18 protein-coding genes and 1 tRNA gene are annotated in these 22,043 nt (G+C 33.4%); 4 read left to right on the forward strand and 15 right to left on the reverse strand.

Features of this window, described 5'->3' with window-relative positions:
- The first annotated feature begins 490 nt into the window (after positions 1-490).
- The 4 genes from ACYEKI_RS08105 to ACYEKI_RS08120 all read left to right on the forward strand — a co-directional run bounded on the left by ACYEKI_RS08105 (position 491) and on the right by ACYEKI_RS08120 (position 5,315).
- Positions 491-2,149 carry a hypothetical protein gene (locus ACYEKI_RS08105; RefSeq protein ID WP_459210676.1) on the forward strand — a complete coding sequence of 553 codons (1,659 nt, stop codon included), beginning with the start codon at positions 491-493 and terminating at the stop codon, positions 2,147-2,149.
- A gap of 303 nt (positions 2,150-2,452) precedes the next feature.
- A complete protein-coding gene (locus ACYEKI_RS08110) occupies positions 2,453-4,114 on the forward strand; it encodes a hypothetical protein (protein WP_459210677.1) in 1,662 nt (553 codons plus the stop codon).
- Positions 4,115-4,118: 4 nt separating this feature from the next.
- Complete coding sequence (locus tag ACYEKI_RS08115) at positions 4,119-5,000, forward strand: hypothetical protein (protein WP_459210678.1); 882 nt, start codon at positions 4,119-4,121, stop codon at positions 4,998-5,000.
- Between the two features lie 18 nt (positions 5,001-5,018).
- On the forward strand, positions 5,019-5,315 hold the full coding sequence (locus ACYEKI_RS08120; protein ID WP_459210679.1) for a transposase: 297 nt from the start codon (positions 5,019-5,021) through the stop codon (positions 5,313-5,315).
- A 254-nt stretch (positions 5,316-5,569) separates the two neighbouring features.
- Here the strand turns inward: ACYEKI_RS08120 and ACYEKI_RS08125 are convergent.
- The 15 genes from ACYEKI_RS08125 to mraZ all read right to left on the reverse strand — a co-directional run bounded on the left by ACYEKI_RS08125 (position 5,570) and on the right by mraZ (position 21,931).
- A tRNA-Arg gene (locus ACYEKI_RS08125) sits at positions 5,570-5,643 on the reverse strand.
- 41 nt (positions 5,644-5,684) lie between these two features.
- The gene (locus ACYEKI_RS08130; RefSeq protein WP_459210680.1) at positions 5,685-6,134 is read right to left on the reverse strand and encodes a GatB/YqeY domain-containing protein; all 450 of its coding nucleotides are present in this window, start codon (positions 6,132-6,134) and stop codon (positions 5,685-5,687) included.
- 96 nt (positions 6,135-6,230) lie between these two features.
- Positions 6,231-8,270 carry a cell division protein FtsZ gene (ftsZ, locus tag ACYEKI_RS08135; RefSeq protein ID WP_459210681.1) on the reverse strand — a complete coding sequence of 680 codons (2,040 nt, stop codon included), beginning with the start codon at positions 8,268-8,270 and terminating at the stop codon, positions 6,231-6,233.
- Between the two features lie 97 nt (positions 8,271-8,367).
- On the reverse strand, positions 8,368-9,738 hold the full coding sequence (gene ftsA / locus ACYEKI_RS08140; RefSeq protein WP_459210682.1) for a cell division protein FtsA: 1,371 nt from the start codon (positions 9,736-9,738) through the stop codon (positions 8,368-8,370).
- A 7-nt stretch (positions 9,739-9,745) separates the two neighbouring features.
- Entirely contained in the window at positions 9,746-10,462 is a 717-nt protein-coding gene (locus tag ACYEKI_RS08145) for a cell division protein FtsQ/DivIB (RefSeq protein WP_459210683.1), read from the reverse strand.
- Positions 10,452-11,804, reverse strand: coding sequence for a UDP-N-acetylmuramate--L-alanine ligase (gene murC / locus ACYEKI_RS08150; RefSeq protein WP_459210684.1), 1,353 nt, complete (start codon positions 11,802-11,804; stop codon positions 10,452-10,454). Before murC ends, ACYEKI_RS08145 begins: the two co-directional genes overlap by 11 nt.
- Before the next feature lies 1 nt (position 11,805).
- The gene (murG, locus tag ACYEKI_RS08155) at positions 11,806-12,900 is read right to left on the reverse strand and encodes an undecaprenyldiphospho-muramoylpentapeptide beta-N-acetylglucosaminyltransferase (protein WP_459210685.1); all 1,095 of its coding nucleotides are present in this window, start codon (positions 12,898-12,900) and stop codon (positions 11,806-11,808) included.
- Complete coding sequence (locus tag ACYEKI_RS08160) at positions 12,897-14,114, reverse strand: FtsW/RodA/SpoVE family cell cycle protein (RefSeq protein WP_459210686.1); 1,218 nt, start codon at positions 14,112-14,114, stop codon at positions 12,897-12,899. Before ACYEKI_RS08160 ends, murG begins: the two co-directional genes overlap by 4 nt.
- Before the next feature lie 19 nt (positions 14,115-14,133).
- Positions 14,134-15,486 carry a UDP-N-acetylmuramoyl-L-alanine--D-glutamate ligase gene (gene murD / locus ACYEKI_RS08165; RefSeq protein ID WP_459210687.1) on the reverse strand — a complete coding sequence of 451 codons (1,353 nt, stop codon included), beginning with the start codon at positions 15,484-15,486 and terminating at the stop codon, positions 14,134-14,136.
- The gene (gene mraY, locus ACYEKI_RS08170; protein ID WP_459210688.1) at positions 15,486-16,727 is read right to left on the reverse strand and encodes a phospho-N-acetylmuramoyl-pentapeptide-transferase; all 1,242 of its coding nucleotides are present in this window, start codon (positions 16,725-16,727) and stop codon (positions 15,486-15,488) included. Before mraY ends, murD begins: the two co-directional genes overlap by 1 nt.
- A gap of 44 nt (positions 16,728-16,771) precedes the next feature.
- Complete coding sequence (locus ACYEKI_RS08175; RefSeq protein ID WP_459210689.1) at positions 16,772-18,235, reverse strand: UDP-N-acetylmuramoyl-L-alanyl-D-glutamate--2,6-diaminopimelate ligase; 1,464 nt, start codon at positions 18,233-18,235, stop codon at positions 16,772-16,774.
- A complete protein-coding gene (locus ACYEKI_RS08180; RefSeq protein ID WP_459210690.1) occupies positions 18,232-20,226 on the reverse strand; it encodes a penicillin-binding protein in 1,995 nt (664 codons plus the stop codon). The genes ACYEKI_RS08175 and ACYEKI_RS08180 overlap by 4 nt, the downstream gene beginning before the upstream one ends.
- 13 nt (positions 20,227-20,239) lie before the next feature.
- Positions 20,240-20,551, reverse strand: coding sequence for an FtsL-like putative cell division protein (locus tag ACYEKI_RS08185; RefSeq protein WP_459210691.1), 312 nt, complete (start codon positions 20,549-20,551; stop codon positions 20,240-20,242).
- Between the two features lie 17 nt (positions 20,552-20,568).
- Positions 20,569-21,483 (reverse strand): 16S rRNA (cytosine(1402)-N(4))-methyltransferase RsmH, encoded by a 915-nt coding sequence (gene rsmH / locus ACYEKI_RS08190; protein WP_459210692.1) that lies wholly within the window; start codon positions 21,481-21,483, stop codon positions 20,569-20,571.
- Entirely contained in the window at positions 21,470-21,931 is a 462-nt protein-coding gene (mraZ, locus tag ACYEKI_RS08195) for a division/cell wall cluster transcriptional repressor MraZ (protein ID WP_459210791.1), read from the reverse strand. Before mraZ ends, rsmH begins: the two co-directional genes overlap by 14 nt.
- Positions 21,932-22,043 lie beyond the last annotated feature (112 nt).

Here is a 22,043-nt window from a genome sequence, read left to right on the forward strand (position 1 = left end):
TTGTTTTTAAACTGTCTACATACATTTCTATAAATGTTGAGAATTTTTCACTAGTAGCATACAACCATCAAGTACACTTGATGAAAAAAACTACCGTTAGTTTTAGTTTTTTTTTGTTTATCCCATATTAAAAACAAATAAGGCTAGCGCTCTTATTTCTGTTGCCAAAATTATGAGAGAAACCTTACTTGTTCCAAAAAATGAAGGGGTGCAAATCGGGGTGCAATCTTCTAAAATTATGATTACCAATTCTTTAATTCAATTTCACAACAACCATTAAGATGCAAATTATAGTTCTATTTTTAATCAAAAACAGGTGAATTTTACGAGATAGGCACTTTATTTTTGTCAAGAATTCATCTTTTTTCTAAGGAATTTCATATGGTCTAGAGAGGAAATTTAGACATGAATTTTGATTGGTTCAAGACAAGATTTTTTAGTTTAGATATTTCGGTTATTTTTGAATGTATTTAACTATTTATTCTAGCAAATGGAAAAGCTCATTTGTTCATTTTTGATATTTTTTTCTTTAGGTACTTTCTCTCAGGATAAAGATTCTACTGTTGTTGATTATGAGAGGAAAATTAAAAATGCACCAAATGATTCTCTAAAAGTAAAATACCTTTTAAGTTTGGGAACCTACCAAAAGGCTAGAAACTTAGATCAACTTCCCATATATCATCAGCAGGTTAGAGAAATTTTTGAACGAAAGAATTACGATAACACTAAACATCTTAAGACACTACTCATTCAGTCGGGTGTATATAAACGAAGAACATTCGATTATTCAGGAGCATTAAAAGACTATTTGGCTGCTCAAAAAGTTATTCTAGCAACTAATGATACGATATACTTAGGTGTAAACTTTGGTAATATAGGGATGTTGTACAAGTATAAAGATGAATGTAAAAAAGCTATTGTAAGTTTTAAAAAAGCAATTGAGCGAAATACATTAAATAAAAATTATCGATTATTAGGTATTAACTATGGTAATGTTGCACAATGCTATGCAGATATCAATCAGATAGATTCGGCATTTTATGCTTTTGATAAGGGAATTTACAATGCTGAAATTTCTGGTGACGAAAATATTTTACAATTAGTCAATTGGCATAAATCACTTTTATTATTAGATCAAAAAAGATATGAAGAAGCACTTCCTTTACAGCTAAAATACTTAGAACATAACAAAAACATTAACAAATATCTTTCCGTTTTAACTGCAAATAAAAATATTGCGAAAACTTATTTGGGATTAAAAAACTATTCGAAAGCATTATTTTATGCGAATGCAGCTATTGATCATGCAACCAAAACGAATATAGAAAACCGTGTTGCAGAGGTGTATAAAACTAGAGGCAATATTTACAAAGCCATGGGTAAATATGAATTAGCCCTTAATGATTTACAAACCTATGACAAGATTCAAAAAGAAGTTGACATTGTAAACAATGCTAAAAAATTTAAAGAGATTGAGATGGCAAATTCTTTTGAAAAAGAAAGAATTAAGGATAGTGTTGTATATGCAGAAGAGAAAAGAAAAATAAGCTTGCAAGTAGAAAAACAAAAAGTGGAAAAGCAGTTGTATTTTGCAAGCTTTATCATCATGGTGATGATCAGTATCCTCATTGTATATTTTGGGTATCAACTGTATTTACGAATCAATAAGAAAAATAGAATTAAAGAGGAAAAATTATCTCAAAAGATTGTAGATCTAAACTCTGAAGTTACGACTAAGAAAGAAGAGGTCAATCAACTTTTAACGGAAACTGTAATTCATATAAATACCAAGGAAAAACTTGCAGAAAATTTGGCGAAACTCTCGCAAGCAGAAGAGGATGTTACGCTCAAAGGTATTATTGCGGATTTAAAAGCGGACAAATTAGAAGATTCTAAAGTATTAGTACTTAAAAAGAATATTGAAACATTGAATTATGAATTCTTAAAAAGTTTAAAAAGTTTGCATCCCAATTTGACCAAAACTGATATTGAGGTTTGTTCTTTTATAAAAATAGGCCTTTCTCGAAAAGAAATTTCTAGCTTAAGAAACACAAGTTTGGACGCCATCAAATCTACTAAATTTAGACTTAAAAAGAAACTAAATCTATCCCAAAACGATTCATTAGACGAGTATATTCGTTCCCTATAAACCTACATTTTAGTACATTTTTTTCATATTGTAAACATGTAAAGAGCATGTCAAAAACATCTGAAAAGCTCTGTAAAATCAAGGTGTTTGGTTATTGCACCCTCATTTGCACCCTCAAGTTTTTTTAATTTCTAAAGTTTCGATTGTTATTTAGCGCCACGAAATTGTAATTCCTATCAGACAATTATTTGCACTATTTCTCTAACAAAATTACTTGTTTAGAATACTTAAAATAATATGTGTAGAAAATAGTAATTACGAAATTGACCCTAAAATAAACGTAAGAAAATAAAATTAACGAGCATGAAAATAAAATTACGATGTACACTATGGATCTTCCTAATAAGTATTCTTGGGTATTCGCAAACACCACAAGGTTTCAACTACCAATCGGCAGTTAGAGATGCTGCTGGGGACATATTAACCAATACTGCCATAGGAGTAGAATTTAAATTACACCAAACTACCACGGATGGAACGGTTGTATATACAGAAACACATACGCCCACTACCAATGCCTATGGAGTTTTTGACCTAATCGTTGGTCAAGGAACTAGTACTGATGATTTTTCTACTATTACTTGGTCATCCGATTCTTATTTTTTGGAAGTCAGTGTAGATATTGCAGGTGGGACTAGCTATACAAGTATGGGAACCACACAACTATTAAGTGTTCCGTACGCATTACAAGCTAAGTATGTAGAGAATGGTGATAATTTAGGAAATCATACAGCAACTAAGAATTTTCAAACCGGTGGCTATTGGATTTCTAATGATGGTGATGACGAAGGTTTATTAGTGAATTCAGGAGGAAGAGTGACCACATCCAATAAATTATTTATGGGTAGTAACATTAACCTTGCTACGCACTGGATTAACGGAGATGGAACAGAAAACAATGGGATTCAATTTGATACTAGCGGAAATGTAATTACATCATCCAAAGTTTCTTTAGGAGGAAACCTACAGTTAAATGATAATTGGTTGTCTAATGACGGTGATGATGAAGGGATCAAGATATTAGATAACGGAACAATAGAGCTTACAGGTAATATAAAATTAGCTGATAATTGGATTAATAATGACGGTGGTGATGAAGGACTACAATTTGATACTGCTGGTAATGTAGCTTCTTCTGGAACTATAACTTTAGGAGGTAACGCATTATTAAACAACAACTGGTTATCTAATGACGGAGGGGATGAAGGATTACAAATTGATAATACAGGAAATGTAACTACTTCAGGAGATTTAACTTTAGGTGGAAATTTTGACTTTGGCGGTATACTAACATCTAGTTCAGAAAACCAAATCTTCGGTTCTTATGATAATACAAGTAATCTTTCTAATCTTAGTAGAAGAAATGTAATTATTGGACATCAAGCCGCAGAAGGTGTACAATCTGGAGACAGTAATGTTGTTATCGGATACTTTGCAGGATATAACTTACAAGGAGATTCTAATGTACTTATAGGAACTGCTGCAGGAGCTGCAGGTGGTGGATTCTCGAATCGTTTATACATCAGAGATTTGTTATATGGAGAATTTGATAATGACTTACTACAAGTTAAAGGAGATTTAGAAGTAGATAATGATATCACCTCCAATGGAGAAGTAATTATTGATGCAGGAGATGATAACTTTAAGGCTGTAGGTGCCACAAATGCGATTGAAATTATATCGATAATTGTGAATACAGATGGTTCTTTAAATTCCAACGTTACGAATTCAGCAGGAATTACTACTTCCAGAAGTGGACATGTGTACACCGTTAATTATGCAAATCATTTTTCTGCACCTCCTGTAGTAACTATAACTTGTATTGCTACTAATGATACTTCGAATAGAGTAGCACAAATAACTAGTTTAGCTACAGGAAAGGTAGAATTTACGATTGAAAACCATAATGGAGATTCAATTACAAACGCAGGAGCTTGCTTAACGATCATCGGTAAAAGAAAGTAAGATCATGAAACAGTACATATTTATCTTAACCTTGTTCTTTTCTGGTTCTTTGTTTTCACAAACCTTAGAACGTTCTGTAATTGGATCCAGTGGAACAACCTTGAGCAATGCCAATGCAAGTTTAGATTTTACGGTTGGAGAATTGGCGGTTGCAACATTGTCTAATGGAACCACAACATTGAATCAAGGATTCCATCAGGAAGTCATTACATTACAACTTAAACTTTCTCTCGTTGTTTTTCTGCAAGGACCTTTGGTAACTTCAGGAACCGTCATCATGGATGATAGTTTACGAAGTAATAGTTTACTTCCCATAACTAGTCCATATGCAGATAGCATAACCAGTGAGACAACGGTTTTTGATATCACGGGAACCAATGCTATTATCGATTGGGTTTGGATAAGCTTACGTGATAAAAATGATCCAACTGTAGTGCTTGCCAGTCAATCTGGATTGCTACAAGCAGATGGAGATATAGTAAGTGTTAATGGAACATCAGCTTTAGAATTTGATTCGCCTTCAGATAGTTATTACATAGCAGTAAACCATAGAAATCATGTAGCAGTAATGAGTGCGAATACCGTTGCTCTAAACACATCGACAGCAACTACCATAGATCTTAGTGATGCTACAGCTTCTGTATTCGGTGGCTCAAATTCGGTAGTAAATATGGGAAATGGAGTTTTTGCGATGATTGCTGGAGACTTTGATGAAAATGGACAAATTCAAAATACGGATACAAATGCGGTGATACAATTACTTGGTATTTCTGGCTATAGTAAAGCCGATATGGATATGAATGGTCAGGTACAGAACTCAGATATCAATAGTATTCTGAATACGAATATTGGTAAAGGAGTACAATTTACAGTCACCAATGAATAGTAGCTATTGAATTGTGGAATGTCTACATTTAACAGGGCAAAAAAGTATGAAGATGAATTTAAGTTAATGATTGTAGCGTTATTACAATTAGGTCAAAGTGTTAAACAAGTTAGTGAAGAATATGCGTTAAATAGTAGTATGATTCGTAAGTGGCGTAAATCCCATGAAGGAAATCCTGGTAATTATATCACTACTTCAGTATTATTAGAAGATCAGAAACGTATTCGATTTTTAGAAAAAGAATTAAGAAACGTACAGTTAGAGCGAGATATTTTAAAAAAGGAGGTAAGCATCTTTTCCGTGAGCGACAAGTGAGATATCATTTTATTTTATCGAATAAAGACAATTTTCCTGTTGAGAAGATCTGTAACTGTATGAAAGTTAGTACGAGTAGTTTTTATAATTGGTTAAAAACAAAAGATATAGACACAGAGAAGAGGAGTTTAAAATATCTAAGAAATAGGATTTTTAAAGTTGTTTCCATAAGTTGAAAAAAAAATCAATAATCCGTTAAAGGATTAAATAACAAAAGACTACACGTATAATACATGTAGTCTTTTTACATTTTGTGACCCCAAAGGGATTCGAACCCCCAACCCTCAGAGCCGAAATCTGATATTCTATCCAGTTGAACTATGGGGCCCTTAATCCTAAATTCCAAGGATCATATATTGAAAAATAAGATTAACTTAATTTTGCTTTTACGATAGTAGAAATAGTTTTTCCGTCAGCTTTTCCTGCTAACTTAGCGTTTGCAGCTCCCATTACTTTCCCCATATCTTTCATTCCTGCAGCTCCAGTACTTTCTATAATTTCTGCTACAACTTTTTCTATTTCTTCTTCGCTTAATTGTTCAGGTAAGAATTGCTCGATAACTTTAGCTTGCGCTAATTCTGGCTCGGCTAAATCTTCACGACCTTGCTCTACAAAAATAGTAGCACTATCTTTACGTTGCTTTACCAATTTTTGTAACAATTTTAACTCTTGTTCTTCTGTCAATTCTTCTTTAGCACCGCTTTCTGTTTGAGCTAATAAAATTGCAGATTTAATCGCTCTTAATGATGTTAAAGCATTTTGATCTTTTGCCTTCATTGCAGCTTTCATGGCTGTCATTACTTCTGTTTGTAAACTCATGGCATACGTCTTTTGTATTGGATTGCGAAGATAAAAAAATAAACCGATAACTCTTAGTTGAATTATCGGTTTAGCATATATAACTACGATTTATAATTAATCTACGTTGTCATGTAAAAAGGAGTTGTTACTTCTTAATTGAATATCATCTCCATCTGTATTTAAAGTAGTTCTTGAAATACTTGAAGCATTAGGTCTAGAAGCTACATCTAATCCTGCTCTTTTATATGCAGGTTCTTTCTCAATTTCGTCAATTTGAGAAGCGCTATTTCTAAACTTATAATTAAACTCCTTCATTTTTGCTCTACGCTCTGCTGCTCTAGCTTTTAACGTTTCAGAGATTGGTTGATTCACTGGATCAATCTCTTCTGTAGCTGCAGGAACTTGTGTAGCAGTAGGAGGTGTTGCTGTTTCTTCTTCTGTAGTATTTGTATTCTCTACTGGTGTTTCAATTGTACGTCTCTCAAAAACTATTTCTTCTTCAGCTTTGGCTTCGTTTCCTTGCTTTTCATCTTCTAAATAATCTTCAAGGCTATAACGCATTCCGCCATCTTCTGTAATTTCTCCAGAAGGTGATACCTCAATCGCCTCTTTTACTTCTACCTCTTTGATGTTATCTGTAAGGTCAAAAACCACAGGTTTTTCTTCGTCTACAATAGTATCTATTGTACTCTTAGGTTCTTCTGTAGATTCTTGTTGTATAGGCATATCAAAAGATAGCGTAAACTGATCTTGACTTTGTGATTGAGTTTGGTTTTCTGAAACTACTTCTTTTGCTTCATTAACCTCTATTTGATTAATAATTTCTTGTGCATTAATAATCACATAGTCACTATCTGTAGACGTAAATGGATTTACTATTTCGTAATCTACATCAAGGTTTTTTACATACTGCGTAGTAGGCATCAATAAATCTTCATTAGGATCTGATTTTATATCGTCCTCATCATCAAATAAATTGTGCTTAATAATCGGTTCTTCAATTATTTCTTCTTCTTTTTCTTCTACAGCGATTGAAGTGTCTATAGAAACTGAAGGAACGATTTCGCTAGTAGATGTAGATTTTGTATCTAGGATTTGAGTTGCTTTTTGCTCATCTTCTAGGGTATGGATGATTTTTTTGGATTCTGTATTAGTGATTTCGTCTTGTTGTTCTATATCAAAACCTGTTGCAATTATGGTTACAGATATCGCATCTTCTAAAGCATCGTCTTCTCCAACCCCCATGATGATATTAGCTCCATATCCTGCTTCTTGCTGGATATGATCGTTAATCTCACCTATTTCGTCTATAGTGATTTCTTCTTTTCCAGATACAATTAAGAGTAGTACATTTTTTGCACCTGTAATTTTATTATCATTTAATAGTGGTGAGTCTAGCGCTTTATGTATCGCATCAGTTGCTCGATTTGCTCCAGATGCAGTAGCTGATCCCATAATAGCTGTACCGCTATTACTCAATACAGTTTTTGCATCACGTAAATCGATATTTTGTGTATAGTGATGTGTTATTACTTCTGCAATACCTCTTGATGCTGTAGCTAAGACTTCGTCTGCCTTAGAGAATCCCGCTTTAAATCCTAAGTTACCGTATACTTCTCTAAGTTTGTTATTATTGATCACAATCATAGAATCTACGTGTGATCTCAATCTTTGCACTCCTAATTGTGCTTGTTCATTACGCATACGACCTTCAAATTGAAATGGTATGGTTACTATCCCTACAGTAAGGATATCCATTTCTTTGGCCATTTTTGCAATTATAGGGGCTGCTCCTGTTCCAGTTCCACCACCCATTCCTGCAGTAATAAAAACCATTTTGGTATTCGTATCTAGCATCATACGAATATCATCATAACTTTCTATAGCTGCTTGTTCACCGATTTCTGGATTAGCTCCAGCTCCTAAACCTTCGGTTAACGATACTCCTAATTGTATTTTATTAGGTATTGGGCTATTTTCTAACGCTTGAGAATCTGTGTTACAGATTACAAAGTCTACCCCTTTTATTCCTTGCTGGAACATGTGGTTTATGGCATTACTACCTCCTCCACCTACACCAATTACTTTAATAACATTCGATTGATTCTTAGGCAAATCAAAAGATATGTTTCCAAACTCATCACTACTACTCATAATTGCTAATTTATTGGTTGTATTTTCTACTTTTCCTTTCTATAATATTTCCTAATTCCAGTTCTTCGTCTTAATTTCTTTTACAGTTGTTTTCCCTCTACTCTGCGTTATCAAGAAACTCTTTAAACTTCTCTGTCCACTTCTCTAGTATATTCTTTCTCGGCTTTATTTCTTCTACAGGCTCTTCCTCTTCTGCTTTTAAAGCTTCTTGTGCAGCTTCAGCAGCTCTTTCTTTTTCCATTTCGGCTTTTTTCTCCTCTTCTAATAAAGCCTGTTTTATCGCCTCTTTTTGTTGTCTTTTTATGTGTGCCAAACTATCCATTACCAATCCTACTGCTGTAGCATACATTGGGCTAGTAGTTTCTGCATCACTATTACCGGCTAAATGCTCGTTTGGATATCCTATACGAGTATCCATTCCTGTAATATATTCGACTAATTGCTTTAAATGTTTTAATTGAGATCCTCCTCCTGTAAGCACGATACCTGCTATTAATTTCTTCTTTGCAGATTCGTGTCCATAGTTCTTGATTTCAACAAAAACTTGCTCTATAATTTCAACTACTCTTGCATGAATAATCTTCGACAGATTTTTCAGCGTAATTTCTTTTGGTTCTCTTCCTCTTAATCCTGGAATAGAAACTATCTCGTTATCTTTATTTTCTCCTGGCCAAGCTGATCCAAATTTCACTTTAAGCAATTCTGCTTGCTTTTCTATAATAGAACATCCTTCTTTGATATCTTCTGTAATCACATTACCTCCAAAAGGAATTACAGCTGTATGACGTATAATACCATCTTTAAAAATCGCCAAATCTGTTGTTCCTCCTCCTATATCTATTAAAGCAACTCCTGCTTCTTTTTCTTCTTGACTTAAAACAGCATTTGCAGATGCTAATGGTTCTAAAGTTACATCTGATAAGTCTAACCCAGAACTCTTCACACATCTTCCTATATTGCGGATAGATGTTATTTGACCAACTACAACATGGAAGTTTGCTTCAAGTCTTCCTCCAAACATCCCTACTGGTTCTTTTATTTCATTTTGTCCATCCACTTTATATTCTTGTGGAAGCACGTGTAAAATTTCTTCTCCAGGTAACATGACTAACTTATGTACTTGATTACATAATTGATCGATATCCCTATCATCAATTACAGCATCAGAGTTAGGTCTAGTGATATAATCACTATGTTGTAAACTACGTATGTGTTGTCCTGCAATTCCTACAGTAACCTCTTCAATTTTTACGCCAGAAACATTTTCTGCTTCTTGTACAGCTTGCTGTATAGATTGAATTGTTTGTGTGATATTATTTACAACACCACGATGTACTCCCAAGCTTTTTGACTTACCAATTCCTAGGACTTCCATCTTTCCGTATTCATTATATCTACCCACCATAGCAACAATTTTTGTTGTTCCTATGTCCAATCCTACCGCTATTTCATCGTGTTCTTTTTCCATATTGGTATTATTTTTTTGTACACACTACTTGGTTTCTATACTGCAAATTCACAACAGCATATTCTGCTATACTTTTGTCTTTTCTTGCTTTTTGATAAAAGGCTTTTAAATTATTCACCTTCGTTTCTATATATTCTATTTTTCCAAAATAAATATCAAACGAATAAATTCTCATTTTTAATTCATAGTCACCTCTATTATTTTTTGAGATTTGTATGATATGCTTACGCATAAATTCGTCATCATATATTTTTTTCAATAATGGATATACCTCTGGTACATCTTTTTCTTTCACATTATATACCAAAGGCACATGTGCTGTGAAATTTCCTGATAAAGGAATCGTTTTTCCTACATCATCTACATAAAAAGAAGGCAAAGCGTTCACCCTGGCAATAGGGGTCCGTTGCCTTATATTCACCTTAAGCTCTCCATTTACAGTTAGATACACATCTGAATCTTTTATCAGTTTATGTGCATCTAAACGCTTTTCTAGCGCATTCAAAACTAAAGCTTCTTTTGCAACTTTTCCAATAGAATTTCGATTTTGTATCAACAATTTGTTAACCGCTGATTCTGTGATATATGGATTTTGCTCTTCTAAAAACTCGATCGTCAACTTTTCTACACGACGTGTTGCATTGCGCTTTGATGTAAAGGCAAAAATTGAAATTAATCCTACGATTAATCCTAAATTACGTATATGTGAAAGTTTAATTTTCACTGTTAAGTGCTTCTTTAATTTCTTGTACTTTTTCTCCTATATCTCCTGCTCCTATGGTTACAATCACTTGTGCCGAGCTTTCTTTTATATGAGTAATCATATTTTCTTTGGTCACCAACTTCTTGTTGTTTAACGTTACCTTTTCTAACAACCATGAAGAGGTTACTCCTGCTATTGGTAATTCTCTTGCAGGGTAAATATCTAACATCAATAGTTCGTCAAATAGGCTTAAGCTTGATGCAAATTCATCTGCAAAATCTTGAGTTCTACTAAATAGATGTGGTTGAAAAATGGCTAAAACTTCTTTTTCCGGATGCATTTCTCTTACTGCTTGATGCACTGCTTCTATTTCTGTAGGATGATGTGCATAATCATCTATGTATACCAATTCTTCTGTTCTTATCTGGTATGAAAATCTACGTTGTACACCTTTAAATGTTAATAAGGCCTTTGCCAGCAATTCGGTTGGGGAGCCGTAGAGTTGTGCAATTGCAAAGGCCGTGATAGCATTTAACAAGTTATGTTTACCTGGTAAGTTTAAATGCAATCCTTTAATTACAGTCTCGGGTGTTTTTAGGTCAAAATTATAAACTCCGTTTGTTATTGTTATATTGTGAGCACTATAATCTGAATCATCTGCTATACCAAAAGTCATCCCTTCTAAGGATAATCCTTTGCGTACCAACAAATGGTCTTTTGCTCTTGAAGCAAATTCTTCAAATGATTTTTGAAGTTCATCTGCTTCTCCATAGATATCTAAATGATCTGCATCCATTGACGTCACTGCAGCTATATCTGGATATAGTTGTAAAAATGATCGGTCAAATTCGTCTGCTTCTACTACTACAACTTCATTACCTTCTAGAACCAAATTAGAATTATAATTTTCGCTAATTCCTCCTAGAAAAGCAGTTACTTTTGCTCCACTTTCTTTTAATAAATGAGCTAAGATCGCTGTTGTTGTAGTTTTTCCATGCGTTCCTGCTACCGCTAATGTATATACATCATGAGTAATACTTCCTAATACCTCTGCGCGTTTCATGATTTGAAATGCTTGTTTTTGGAAATATTGTAACTCACTATGCTGCTTAGGTATCGCAGGTGTATATATGATTAATGTTTCTTCTTTATCTAAAAAAGGTAATGCAATCTCCTCGATATTATCATCAAAATGAATTGCTATTCCTAATTCTTCTAGGCTTCTAGTAATAGCTGAAGGTGTTTTATCATATCCCGCAACATTCTTACCCAAAAAATTAAAATATCTAGCCAAGGCACTCATTCCTATTCCGCCTATGCCGATAAAATATATATTTTGTATGTCTTTTATTTCTTTCTTCATTTTAATTCATCAAGCGTTCTACTTCATCTACAATACGCTGTGTTGCATCTGGCAAAGCCAATTCTTTTATATTTTTGCCTAGTTTATTTTGTTGTTCTTCTGTTTTTATCAATGTTTTAAAAACAGTTTCGAACTTTTCTGTTAATTCATTTTCTTTTACCATTAATGCTGCATTTTCATCTACTATCGCTTGAGCATTCTTTGTTTGATGATCTTCTGCTACATTAGGTGACGGTATAAACACTACTGGTTTTCCTACTATACATAATTCTGATACCGATCCTGCTCCTGCTCTTGATATCATTACATCTGCTGCTGCGTAGGCTAAATCCATTTGATCCAAAAATGCATGAACTGTTACATTATCTCTTTCATTGTATTTTTTATATTCTTCAAAATATAAGCTACCACATTGCCAGATTAACTGTAAGTCTAATTCGTTAAAGAATTCTAATTTTTCTTCGATCAATTGATTAATTCTTCTCGCTCCTAAACTTCCGCCTATAATCAATACTGTTTTTTTATTCTTATCTAACCCAAACTTGGTTAGAGCAGCTGTTCTTTTTTCTTCTATAGCTAATAAATCTTGTCGTACCGGATTTCCTGTTTTTAAGATTTTATCTGCTGGAAAAAATTTTTCTAATCCATCATAAGCCACACAAATTGCTTTTGCTTCTTTTGCCAACCATTTATTGGTTATCCCTGGAAAAGAGTTTTGTTCTTGCAATACTGTAGGTATATTCTTCTTGCTTGCCATTTTTAATAAAGGCCCACTAGCAAAACCACCTGTTCCTATTGCTATATCTGGTTGGAATTGCTTGATAATCTTTCGCGATTTCCATAAACTGCTAATCAATTTTAATGGAAACATCAAATTGCTTAAGGTTAACTTTCGCTGAATTCCGCTAATCCATAATCCTTCGATCTTATATCCTGCTTTAGGTACTTTTTGCATTTCCATACGATCTCTTGCTCCAACAAACAATATTTTTGCTTGTGGAAATCTTCGTTTGATCTCGTTTGCAATCGCAATGGCTGGATAGATATGTCCTCCAGTTCCTCCACCAGATAATATGATCTTAGGTTCTTTTTTCATATAGTATTTGCATCTAAAGCATCTATTGATATATCATCGATCGCTGCTTTACCCGCCTTTTTATTCTTTTCTTCTTTAATATCTTTACTTACACTTAATACGATACCGATTGCTAAACAGGTCATCCATATCGATGTTCCTCCACTACTGATAAGTGGTAACGTTTGCCCTGTAACTGGAAATAATTCTACAGCTACAGCCATATTAAGTAATGCTTGAAATACAATAGGTAAGCCTACTCCTATTACAAGCAGTTTTCCATATACATCTAAACTTTTATGTGCTACTATTACTAATCTAAATAGTAGTAACATATACATAGACATTAAAAATAGTGCTCCTACCATACCCCATTCTTCAATAATGATGGCATAGATAAAATCTGATGAAGATTGTGGTAAAAAGTTTTTTTGTACACTTTTACCTGGTCCTTGTCCCAAGATTCCCCCTCTTGCTATCGCGATTTTTGCACGTTCTATTTGATAGTTTGCTTCTTTTTCTTTGTCTTCTTCTGCAGAAACAAAATTTTCTATTCTACTTACCCATGTATCTACACGATTGGGAAATAACCCTGGAAATGCTTTCGCCGTAAGGATAAACATGGTCAATCCAACCATTCCTGTTCCCATTACAAATACTATGTATTTAAATGGATATCCTCCTAAAAACACCAACATCATCACCATAGCAAAAATAATTGCTGCTGTAGAGAAGTTGGCTGGCAATATCAACATCAAAATAACAAATACGGGTACCCAAAGCGGTAATACACTGTCTTTAAACGATATTACTTTATCTTTTATTTTTGATAAATACCGAGCTACATATGCTAACAATACTACTGAGGCTAAGGTGGATGCTTGAAATGATACTCCTACAAAAGGAATCCGTATCCATCTACTCGCATTAGCTCCTCCTATGATAGTACCTTGTGCCATTGTTATTAATAGCAAAAGAATGACTACTGGTAGCATTATTATAGAGAGTCCTTTAAAATAATTAAAAGGGATTTTATGAACCATGTAGATGATTATAAATCCTAATGTTAAATGAGCAAAGTGCTTTCTTAAATACCCAAAAGTATCTCCATTACCGTATAGATAGGCCAAGTTACTACTTGCACTATATACAGGTAAAAATGAAAACAAAGCTAATAACGCCACTACAGCCCATATTACTCTATCTCCTTGTATTTTGGTTAATACTTTACGCATTTTAATTCTCTCTAATCTTTTATAATTCTCTTACTGCTTGTTTAAACTGACGTCCTCGATCCTCATAACTTTCAAATAGATCAAAACTTGCACATGCTGGTGATAATAAAACATTATCATTACGCTCTGCAATTTCGTAGGCTGCTTTTACAGCTTCTGTCATCGAAGCTGTTTCTACTATTGTATCTATACAATTTTGAAATGCATGAATGATTTTTCTATTATCAACTCCTAGGCAGATTATTGCTTTTACTTTTTCATTTACTAAAGCATATAAATCACTATAATCATTTCCTTTATCTACGCCTCCAACTATCCATACTGTTGATGTTTTCATTGCGTCTAAAGCATAAAATGTCGCGTTAACATTTGTTGCTTTTGAATCGTTGATATAACGTACATTGTTAATCTTTAATACATCTTCAAGTCTATGTTCAACTCCTTGAAAATTCTCTAAACTCTCTCTTATTGTTGCTTTTCTAATACGCAACAAATGTGCTGCTGCAGAAGCTGCCATAGCATTTTTTACGTTATGTTTTCCTTTTAATGTTAATTCTGATGTTGGCATAGTAAATTCGGTATTATCTACTTTTATTTTAATATTGTTATTTTCTAAATACACTCCTTTTTCTAACTTTTTTTCTAAAGAAAAAGGGATCAATTGTGATCTCACAGGATGTTTTTCTAAATACGATGTTATCACTTTATCATCTGCATCATAAATCAAATAATCATTTGAAGTTTGATTCATCGCTATCCTAAACTTTGAAGCGATATACTGTTCAAAGTCGTTATTATAGCGGTCTAAATGATCTGGTGTTATATTCGTTATCATTGCAATATGTGGTGCAAATTCACGAATTCCATCTAATTGAAAACTACTAAGCTCCAACACATAATGCTTATGTGTTTTTTCTGCCACAGTCTTAGCAAAACTATCTCCTATATTTCCTGCCATACCTACATCTAAGTTTCCTGTGTTTAGAATATGATAGGTTAACATTGTAGTTGTTGTTTTACCATTACTTCCTGTTATTCCTATGATCGTAGCATCTGTATATATTCCTGCAAATTCAATTTCTGAAATTACAGGTATATCTTTTTGCTTGATTTGTTTAATCAATGCTATATGATCTGGAATTCCTGGGCTTTTCATTACCACATCTGCTTCAAAAATCTTAGCTTCTGTGTGTTGTTGCTCTTCCCAATCGATCTCAAAATGTTTAAGAACGTCTTTATATTTTTCGCTTATGCTTCCTTTATCTGAAACAAAAACTTGATATCCTTTTTGTTTACCTAAAATAGCTGTCCCTACTCCGCTTTCTCCTCCTCCTAAGATGACTAGCTTTTTATGTTTTTTTATTGATTCCATTATCGTATTTTCAATGTAACCACAGTAAGTATCGCTAGTAAAATTCCTATAATCCAGAATCTTGCTACGATTTTACTTTCGTGAATTCCTTTTTTCTGATAATGATGATGAATTGGCGACATTAAAAATACACGTCTTCCTTCTCCATACTTCTTTTTGGTATATTTAAACCAACTCACTTGAATCATTACTGATAAAGTTTCTATAAAGAAAACTCCACATAGTAACGGAATCAAAAATTCTTTTCTGGTTGCTATAGCTATTACTGCTATTATTCCTCCTATTGTTAAACTCCCTGTATCTCCCATAAAAACTTGAGCTGGATATGTATTGTACCATAAAAACCCAACCAAAGCTCCCGCAAATGCAGCTATATAGATTGTCATTTCTCCAGAGTTAGGGATGTACATTACATTGAGGTAATCTGAAAAAATAATGTTTCCAGAAACCCACGCAAATAGTCCTAATGTCAATACCATAATAGCAGATGATCCTGCTGCCAATCCATCAATTCCGTCTGTAAGATTAGCTCCATTAGATACTGCTGTTATAATAAAAATCACAAATGGTATAAAAATGATCCACGCATATTTAATATAATCTGGATTGATCCATGTAATTAAACTCGCGTAATCAAATTCATTATTTTTTAAAAACGGTAATGTTGTTTTAGTCGATTTACGCTCTGGTAAAAATTCAGCTTTTTTTGTAGTATTTTCTGTTACTACAACTTCTTCTTGTGTAGCGTCTTTTACAATTTCTTGTTTGATAGTAATATCTTGATGAAAATACATCGTGCATCCCACTATAAGTCCTAAACCTACTTGTCCTACTATTTTAAATTTACCTTGTAATCCGTCTTTATTTTTCTTTAAGATTTTTAAGTAATCATCTACAAAACCAATAGCTCCCATCCATAGCGTAGTAACTATTAATAATATCACATAAATATTATCTAATTTGGCAAACAACAGTACTGGAATTAGTGTTGCAAGGATAATAATAACTCCTCCCATAGTAGGTGTTCCTGCTTTTTCTGATTGTCCTTCTAACCCTAGGTCACGAATACTTTCGCCCATTTGTTTTTTACGTAAAAAGCTTATGATTCTTTTTCCGTAAATGGTAGAGATTAATAATGACAAAATAATAGCCATTGCTGCTCTAAAAGTAATGAACTGAAACAATCCTGCTCCTGGAAGCTGGTATTGTTGTTCTAAATATTCGAATAGATAATATAACATAGTCTTTTTGGTTCTTGGACTAAGAGTTTTCCCTTCCTCTTAACTTATTTATTATACTTAGTTAGTTCTTCTTTTACTATCTCAAAGTCATTAAAGTCTGCTCGTATTCCGTTGACTTCTTGATAGGTTTCATGTCCTTTTCCAGCTATCAGAATAATATCATTCGTGTTCGCCAATTGACAAGCTGTTCTAATTGCTTGTTTTCTATCTGTGATTGATAATGTCTTTTTATAATCTTCTCCTGCTACTCCTTCTTCTATATTTTTTATAATTAATTCTGGATCTTCTGTTCTAGGGTTATCGCTAGTAAAAATTGCTTTATCACTCAGTTTTGCTGCTATATTTCCCATTACTGGTCGCTTGGTTGTATCTCTATCTCCTCCACAACCTACAACAGTAATTAAAGTTTCATTTTTTGTACGGATATCATTAATGGTTTCCAGTACATTTTTTAAAGCATCTGGTGTATGTGCATAATCAACAATTGCTGTGATTTTTTGATCAGAAATTAAATATTGAAATCTACCACTCACACTTTCTAATTCACTAAGAAGTCTAAGCACCTCCATAGTTTCTATTTCTAATAATGTAGCTGCTCCATATATAGCTAGTACATTATAGGCGTTAAAGCTTCCTATAAGTTTTACCCAAACCTCATTATCATTCATTCTCAACAATAATCCTTCAAGACTATTCTCAAGTATTTGCCCTCTATAATCTGCATATGATTTTAATCCATATTCATATTTCTTAGCCTTAGTATTTTGAAGCATAAAACTTCCGTTTTTGTCATCTTTATTAACTAAAGCAAAAGCAGTTTTGGGTAATTGATCAAAGAATATCTTTTTTACATCTCTATATTCTTTGAATGTATTGTGATAGTCTAAATGATCATGTGAAAGATTGGTAAAAATTCCGCCTTCAAAATGCAATCCTTCTGTACGTTTTTGATGGATTCCATGAGAACTTACTTCCATAAAACAGTAATCAACTCCTTCTTCGACCATTTGATTGAGATAATAATTAATAGTCAACGAATCTGGCGTTGTATGTGTTGCCTTATAAGTAGTTGTATCTACCATTATTTTAACTGTAGAAAGCAATCCTACTTTATAACCTGCTTTTTGAAACAGTTGATATAAAAGTGTAGCTATAGTTGTTTTTCCGTTCGTTCCTGTTACTCCTACTAGCTTTAAACTCTTTGATGGTGCATCATAATAATTTGAAGCCATTATTGCCAGTGCTTGCTGTGCATCAAGAACTTCTACATATGTCACTTCTTCTAGTTTTTCTTCTGGAAGTTGTTCACATACAATAACTTTTGCGCCTTTATTAATTACCTCGGCTATGTACTGATGTCCATCTACAACAGTTCCTTTAATAGCCACAAAGACATCATTGAATTCGATTTTTCTAGAATCAAATTCAATTTTCTGAATAGCTATATTAGTATCACCTACTACTGCATTGATAGCTACTTTATATAATATGTCTTTTAATACCTTCACGATAATTCTAAACTTATACTTTGATTTTTCTTCACTTTGGTTCCCGGAGCAATAGATTGGCTTCTTACTATTCCTTTACCTTTTAATCGCACTTCTAACCCCATATTCTCTAATAAAGTAAGTGCATCCATAGCTGTCATTCCGTTTACATTAGGCATAATTGTTTTATACTTTTCTGCCTTTGCATAATAGGATTGATAACTTCTATTCACTCGCTTATTATCTTTTACTTTATATGGTACTTCATCGATAATCGGAGTATCATTATATATTTTTTGAGATACTGTTTTAAATACTGGAGCAGCAACAATACTACCGTAGTATCCTTTTTCTTTATTAGGTCTATGAATTACTACTATACAAGAATACTCAGGGTTATCTGCTGGAAAATAGCCTACAAAAGAAGCTATATATTCTCGCTTCTTTTCTTTCCAATAATTTGTCCAACAAGTCCCTGTTTTTCCTGCTACTTGAAACTCTTCTGTATAAATATTACTAGCTGTTCCGCGTTTTACAGTATTTTTCATCATTGCTTGAACTACCTTTGCTGTTTCTTTTGAACAGATCGCTGGGTTCAATACTTTTTTCTCAAACTTTTTTTCGACTTTTCCTAATGATTTTACTTCTTTGATAAACCTAGGTTTCACCATTTCTCCGTTATTAGCAATTGCATTATAAAATGTCAATACTTGTAATGGTGTTAAAGACACTCCATAACCATGTGCCATCCACGGTAATGTTGTACCGTACCAATCTGAATCTCCAGGATATGGTATTTTAGGTTTCCCTTCGCCTTTGATTGCTAATCCTAATTCTTTATCTAATCCCATATTGATCAAGCGATCAACAAACTTTTTTGGGTCATTTTTATAATTATTATTAATAATTTTTGCGAAAGCTGTATTTGAAGAAACTTCAAAAGCTTTTGAAGCAGAAATTCTTCCGTATCCCCCAGATTTAGAGTCTTTTACCACACGATCATAAAATTTCACTCTTCCTTTCTCAGTATCTACTACATAACTAGAATCTATCACTCGATCTTCTAGTGCAGCTACCATAGCCATCAATTTAAACGTAGATCCTGGTTCATGAGATTCTCCTACTGCATAGTTAAGTTTCTCATAGTACTTACCTGATTTAGTACGACCTAAATTTGCTATAGCTTTAATTTCTCCTGTCTTAGTTTCCATTACGACTACGGTACCATGTTCTGCTTCAAACTCTTCTAATTGAGTTAACAATGCATGGTGTGCAATATCTTGAATGTTAACATCTATAGTCGAAATCACATCAAACCCATCTTCTGGTTCAATTTCATTATCATCTCCTATAGGTTTCCATTGTCCTTTTGCTATTTTTTGTTTTAAGCGCCTTCCTTCTTTTCCTCTTAAAAAAGGTCCATAAGCACCTTCTAATCCTACTCTTGTGTAATATCCTTGTTCATCTCTACGCTCATATCCTACAGTACGTTCTGCTATTTTACCGATAGGGTGTTCTCTTACTGTACGTTGTTCTACTATTAATCCTCCTTTGTTGGCTCCTAGTTTAAACAGAGGAAAATTTCGTACTCTCATGTATTGAGAGTACCCCATATTACGACGAATCAATAGGTATCTATTGTTATTTGATTTTGCTGCTCTTATCATTTTATTGTAATAAGAAGCTGGTTTATCAAATTCTTTTCCTAATGCCTCGCAAAGTGCTTTTATATTTTCTCTAAAATTCTTTTCGGATACTGTTACAGCATCAAAGCGTATATCATATTTAGGTACCGAAGTTGCTAATAAATTCCCATCACTATCATAAAGGTTTCCTCTATTGGCTGGAATCACAAAATCTTTGAATACACTATTTTGAGCTTTAGCTCTATATTTTTCTCCTTCGACAAATTGGATATTTACCAACTTGACTACAACAGCCAAAGCGAAGAGAAACATTCCCCCCGCTACCACATATAATCGCGTTAATATTTTTTTATCCTTTATTGCCAATACTTTTTTATTTTCAGTGTTTTACTATTATTTTTTTTGGTGGAGCACTCGCTGGTTTAACTCCTCTAGGTTTCATTTTATCGATAATCGAGGACTCCATTTTTAATCTCATCAGCTCTGATCGCCCATCACTAAAATGTGTTCGCAATTCTTGAACCTCATTATTAATTCTTGCTATCTCATGTACTTTTTTCTCTGCACTATGCGAACTTGCAATCATTATAATCGCCAATAAGGATAGAAATAACAGCATCTGCCAATTCTTTACTGCATCATCTGCAATCAAGAATTTACCTTTTAATATGTCATATACTTGCTGTTTCATCTATACCTTAATATATACTATTGCATATTGGTTCTCTCGGCTATTCTTAATTTTGCACTTCTAGCTCTATTATTCACCTCTATTTCTTCTTGACTTGGCACCACTAGTTTTCCTACTTTTTTAAACGGAACTTCTACATTCCCGAAAAAATCTTTTTCAGGTTCTCCTTCAAACATACCATTTCTTATATAGCGTTTTACCAATCTATCTTCAAGAGAATGATATGATATCAAACTAATCCTTCCTCCTTCATTGAGTAATTCTTTAGTTTGCAATAAAAATTCTCTTAGCACTTCTATCTCTTGATTTACCTCAATTCTTATTGCTTGATAAATTTGAGCTAGTGCTTTATGTTCTCTGTGCTTTGGTAAAAAAGGCATTAATGTCTCTTTTAACGCTACACTTGTTTTTATAGGTTGTGTTTCTCTTGCTGCTACAATAGCTCTTGCTAGTTTAGGTGCATTTTTAAGTTCTCCATATAAATAGAACATGTTTCTTAAATCTGCTTCTTCATATGTATTTACTACTTCATAAGCCGATAACTCACCGTCCTGATTCATACGCATATCAAGGTCACCATCAAAACGAGTAGAGAAACCTCTTTCTGCTACATCAAATTGATGAGAAGACACTCCAAAATCTCCTAAAATCCCATCTACTTTTCTGATTCCATGAAATCTTAAAAATCTTTTGATGTATCTAAAGTTTTCATTGATCAAAGTAAAACGTTCATCGTCAATTGCATTATTCAATGCATCTTTATCTTGATCAAATGCAAACAATTTACCATCTGGCCCTAAACGACTCATGATCTCACGAGAATGCCCTCCTCCTCCAAAGGTTACATCCACATAGATCCCATTCTCTTTTATATGTAGTCCGTCTACTGTTTCTTTTAACAGTACCGGATTATGATATTCATTCTGTTTCATCTTCAAATCCCATTACCTCTTCTGCCAAATCTGCAAAATCATCGGCAGTATCTTCAATTACTTTTTCATATTGATCTTTGTCCCAAATTTCAATAATATTCAATGCAGAAGACAACACTATTTCTTTGGTTATCCCAGCAAATCCTACTAAGTCCTTTGGAATCAATAAACGTCCAGTTCCATCAATTTCGATCATCTTCACTCCTGCTGTAAATCTTCTGATAAAATCATTGTTCTTTTTCTTGAATCGATTAAGTTTGTTAATTTTTTGCATCAATACATTCCATTCTGCCATAGGATATAATTCTAAACATGGCTGAAAAACAGAACGTTTTAAGACAAAACCTTCTTCAAGAATAGGCAATAACTGCTTCTTCAATGCAGCAGGAACCATAAGACGTCCCTTTGCATCTACTTTGCATTCGTATGTACCTATAAGATTTATCACTATTTTCTCCCCTCGAATTTGATAGTTCAAATATATTGATTTTTTACCACTTTTTACCACTTTCTACCACATTGTTAATAAATTCTCATCAAATCTCACCACTTTACCTCAA

Origin of the sequence: Aquimarina rhabdastrellae, from assembly GCA_947387485.1 — a bacterium.
GTDB lineage: Bacteria > Bacteroidota > Bacteroidia > Flavobacteriales > Flavobacteriaceae > Aquimarina.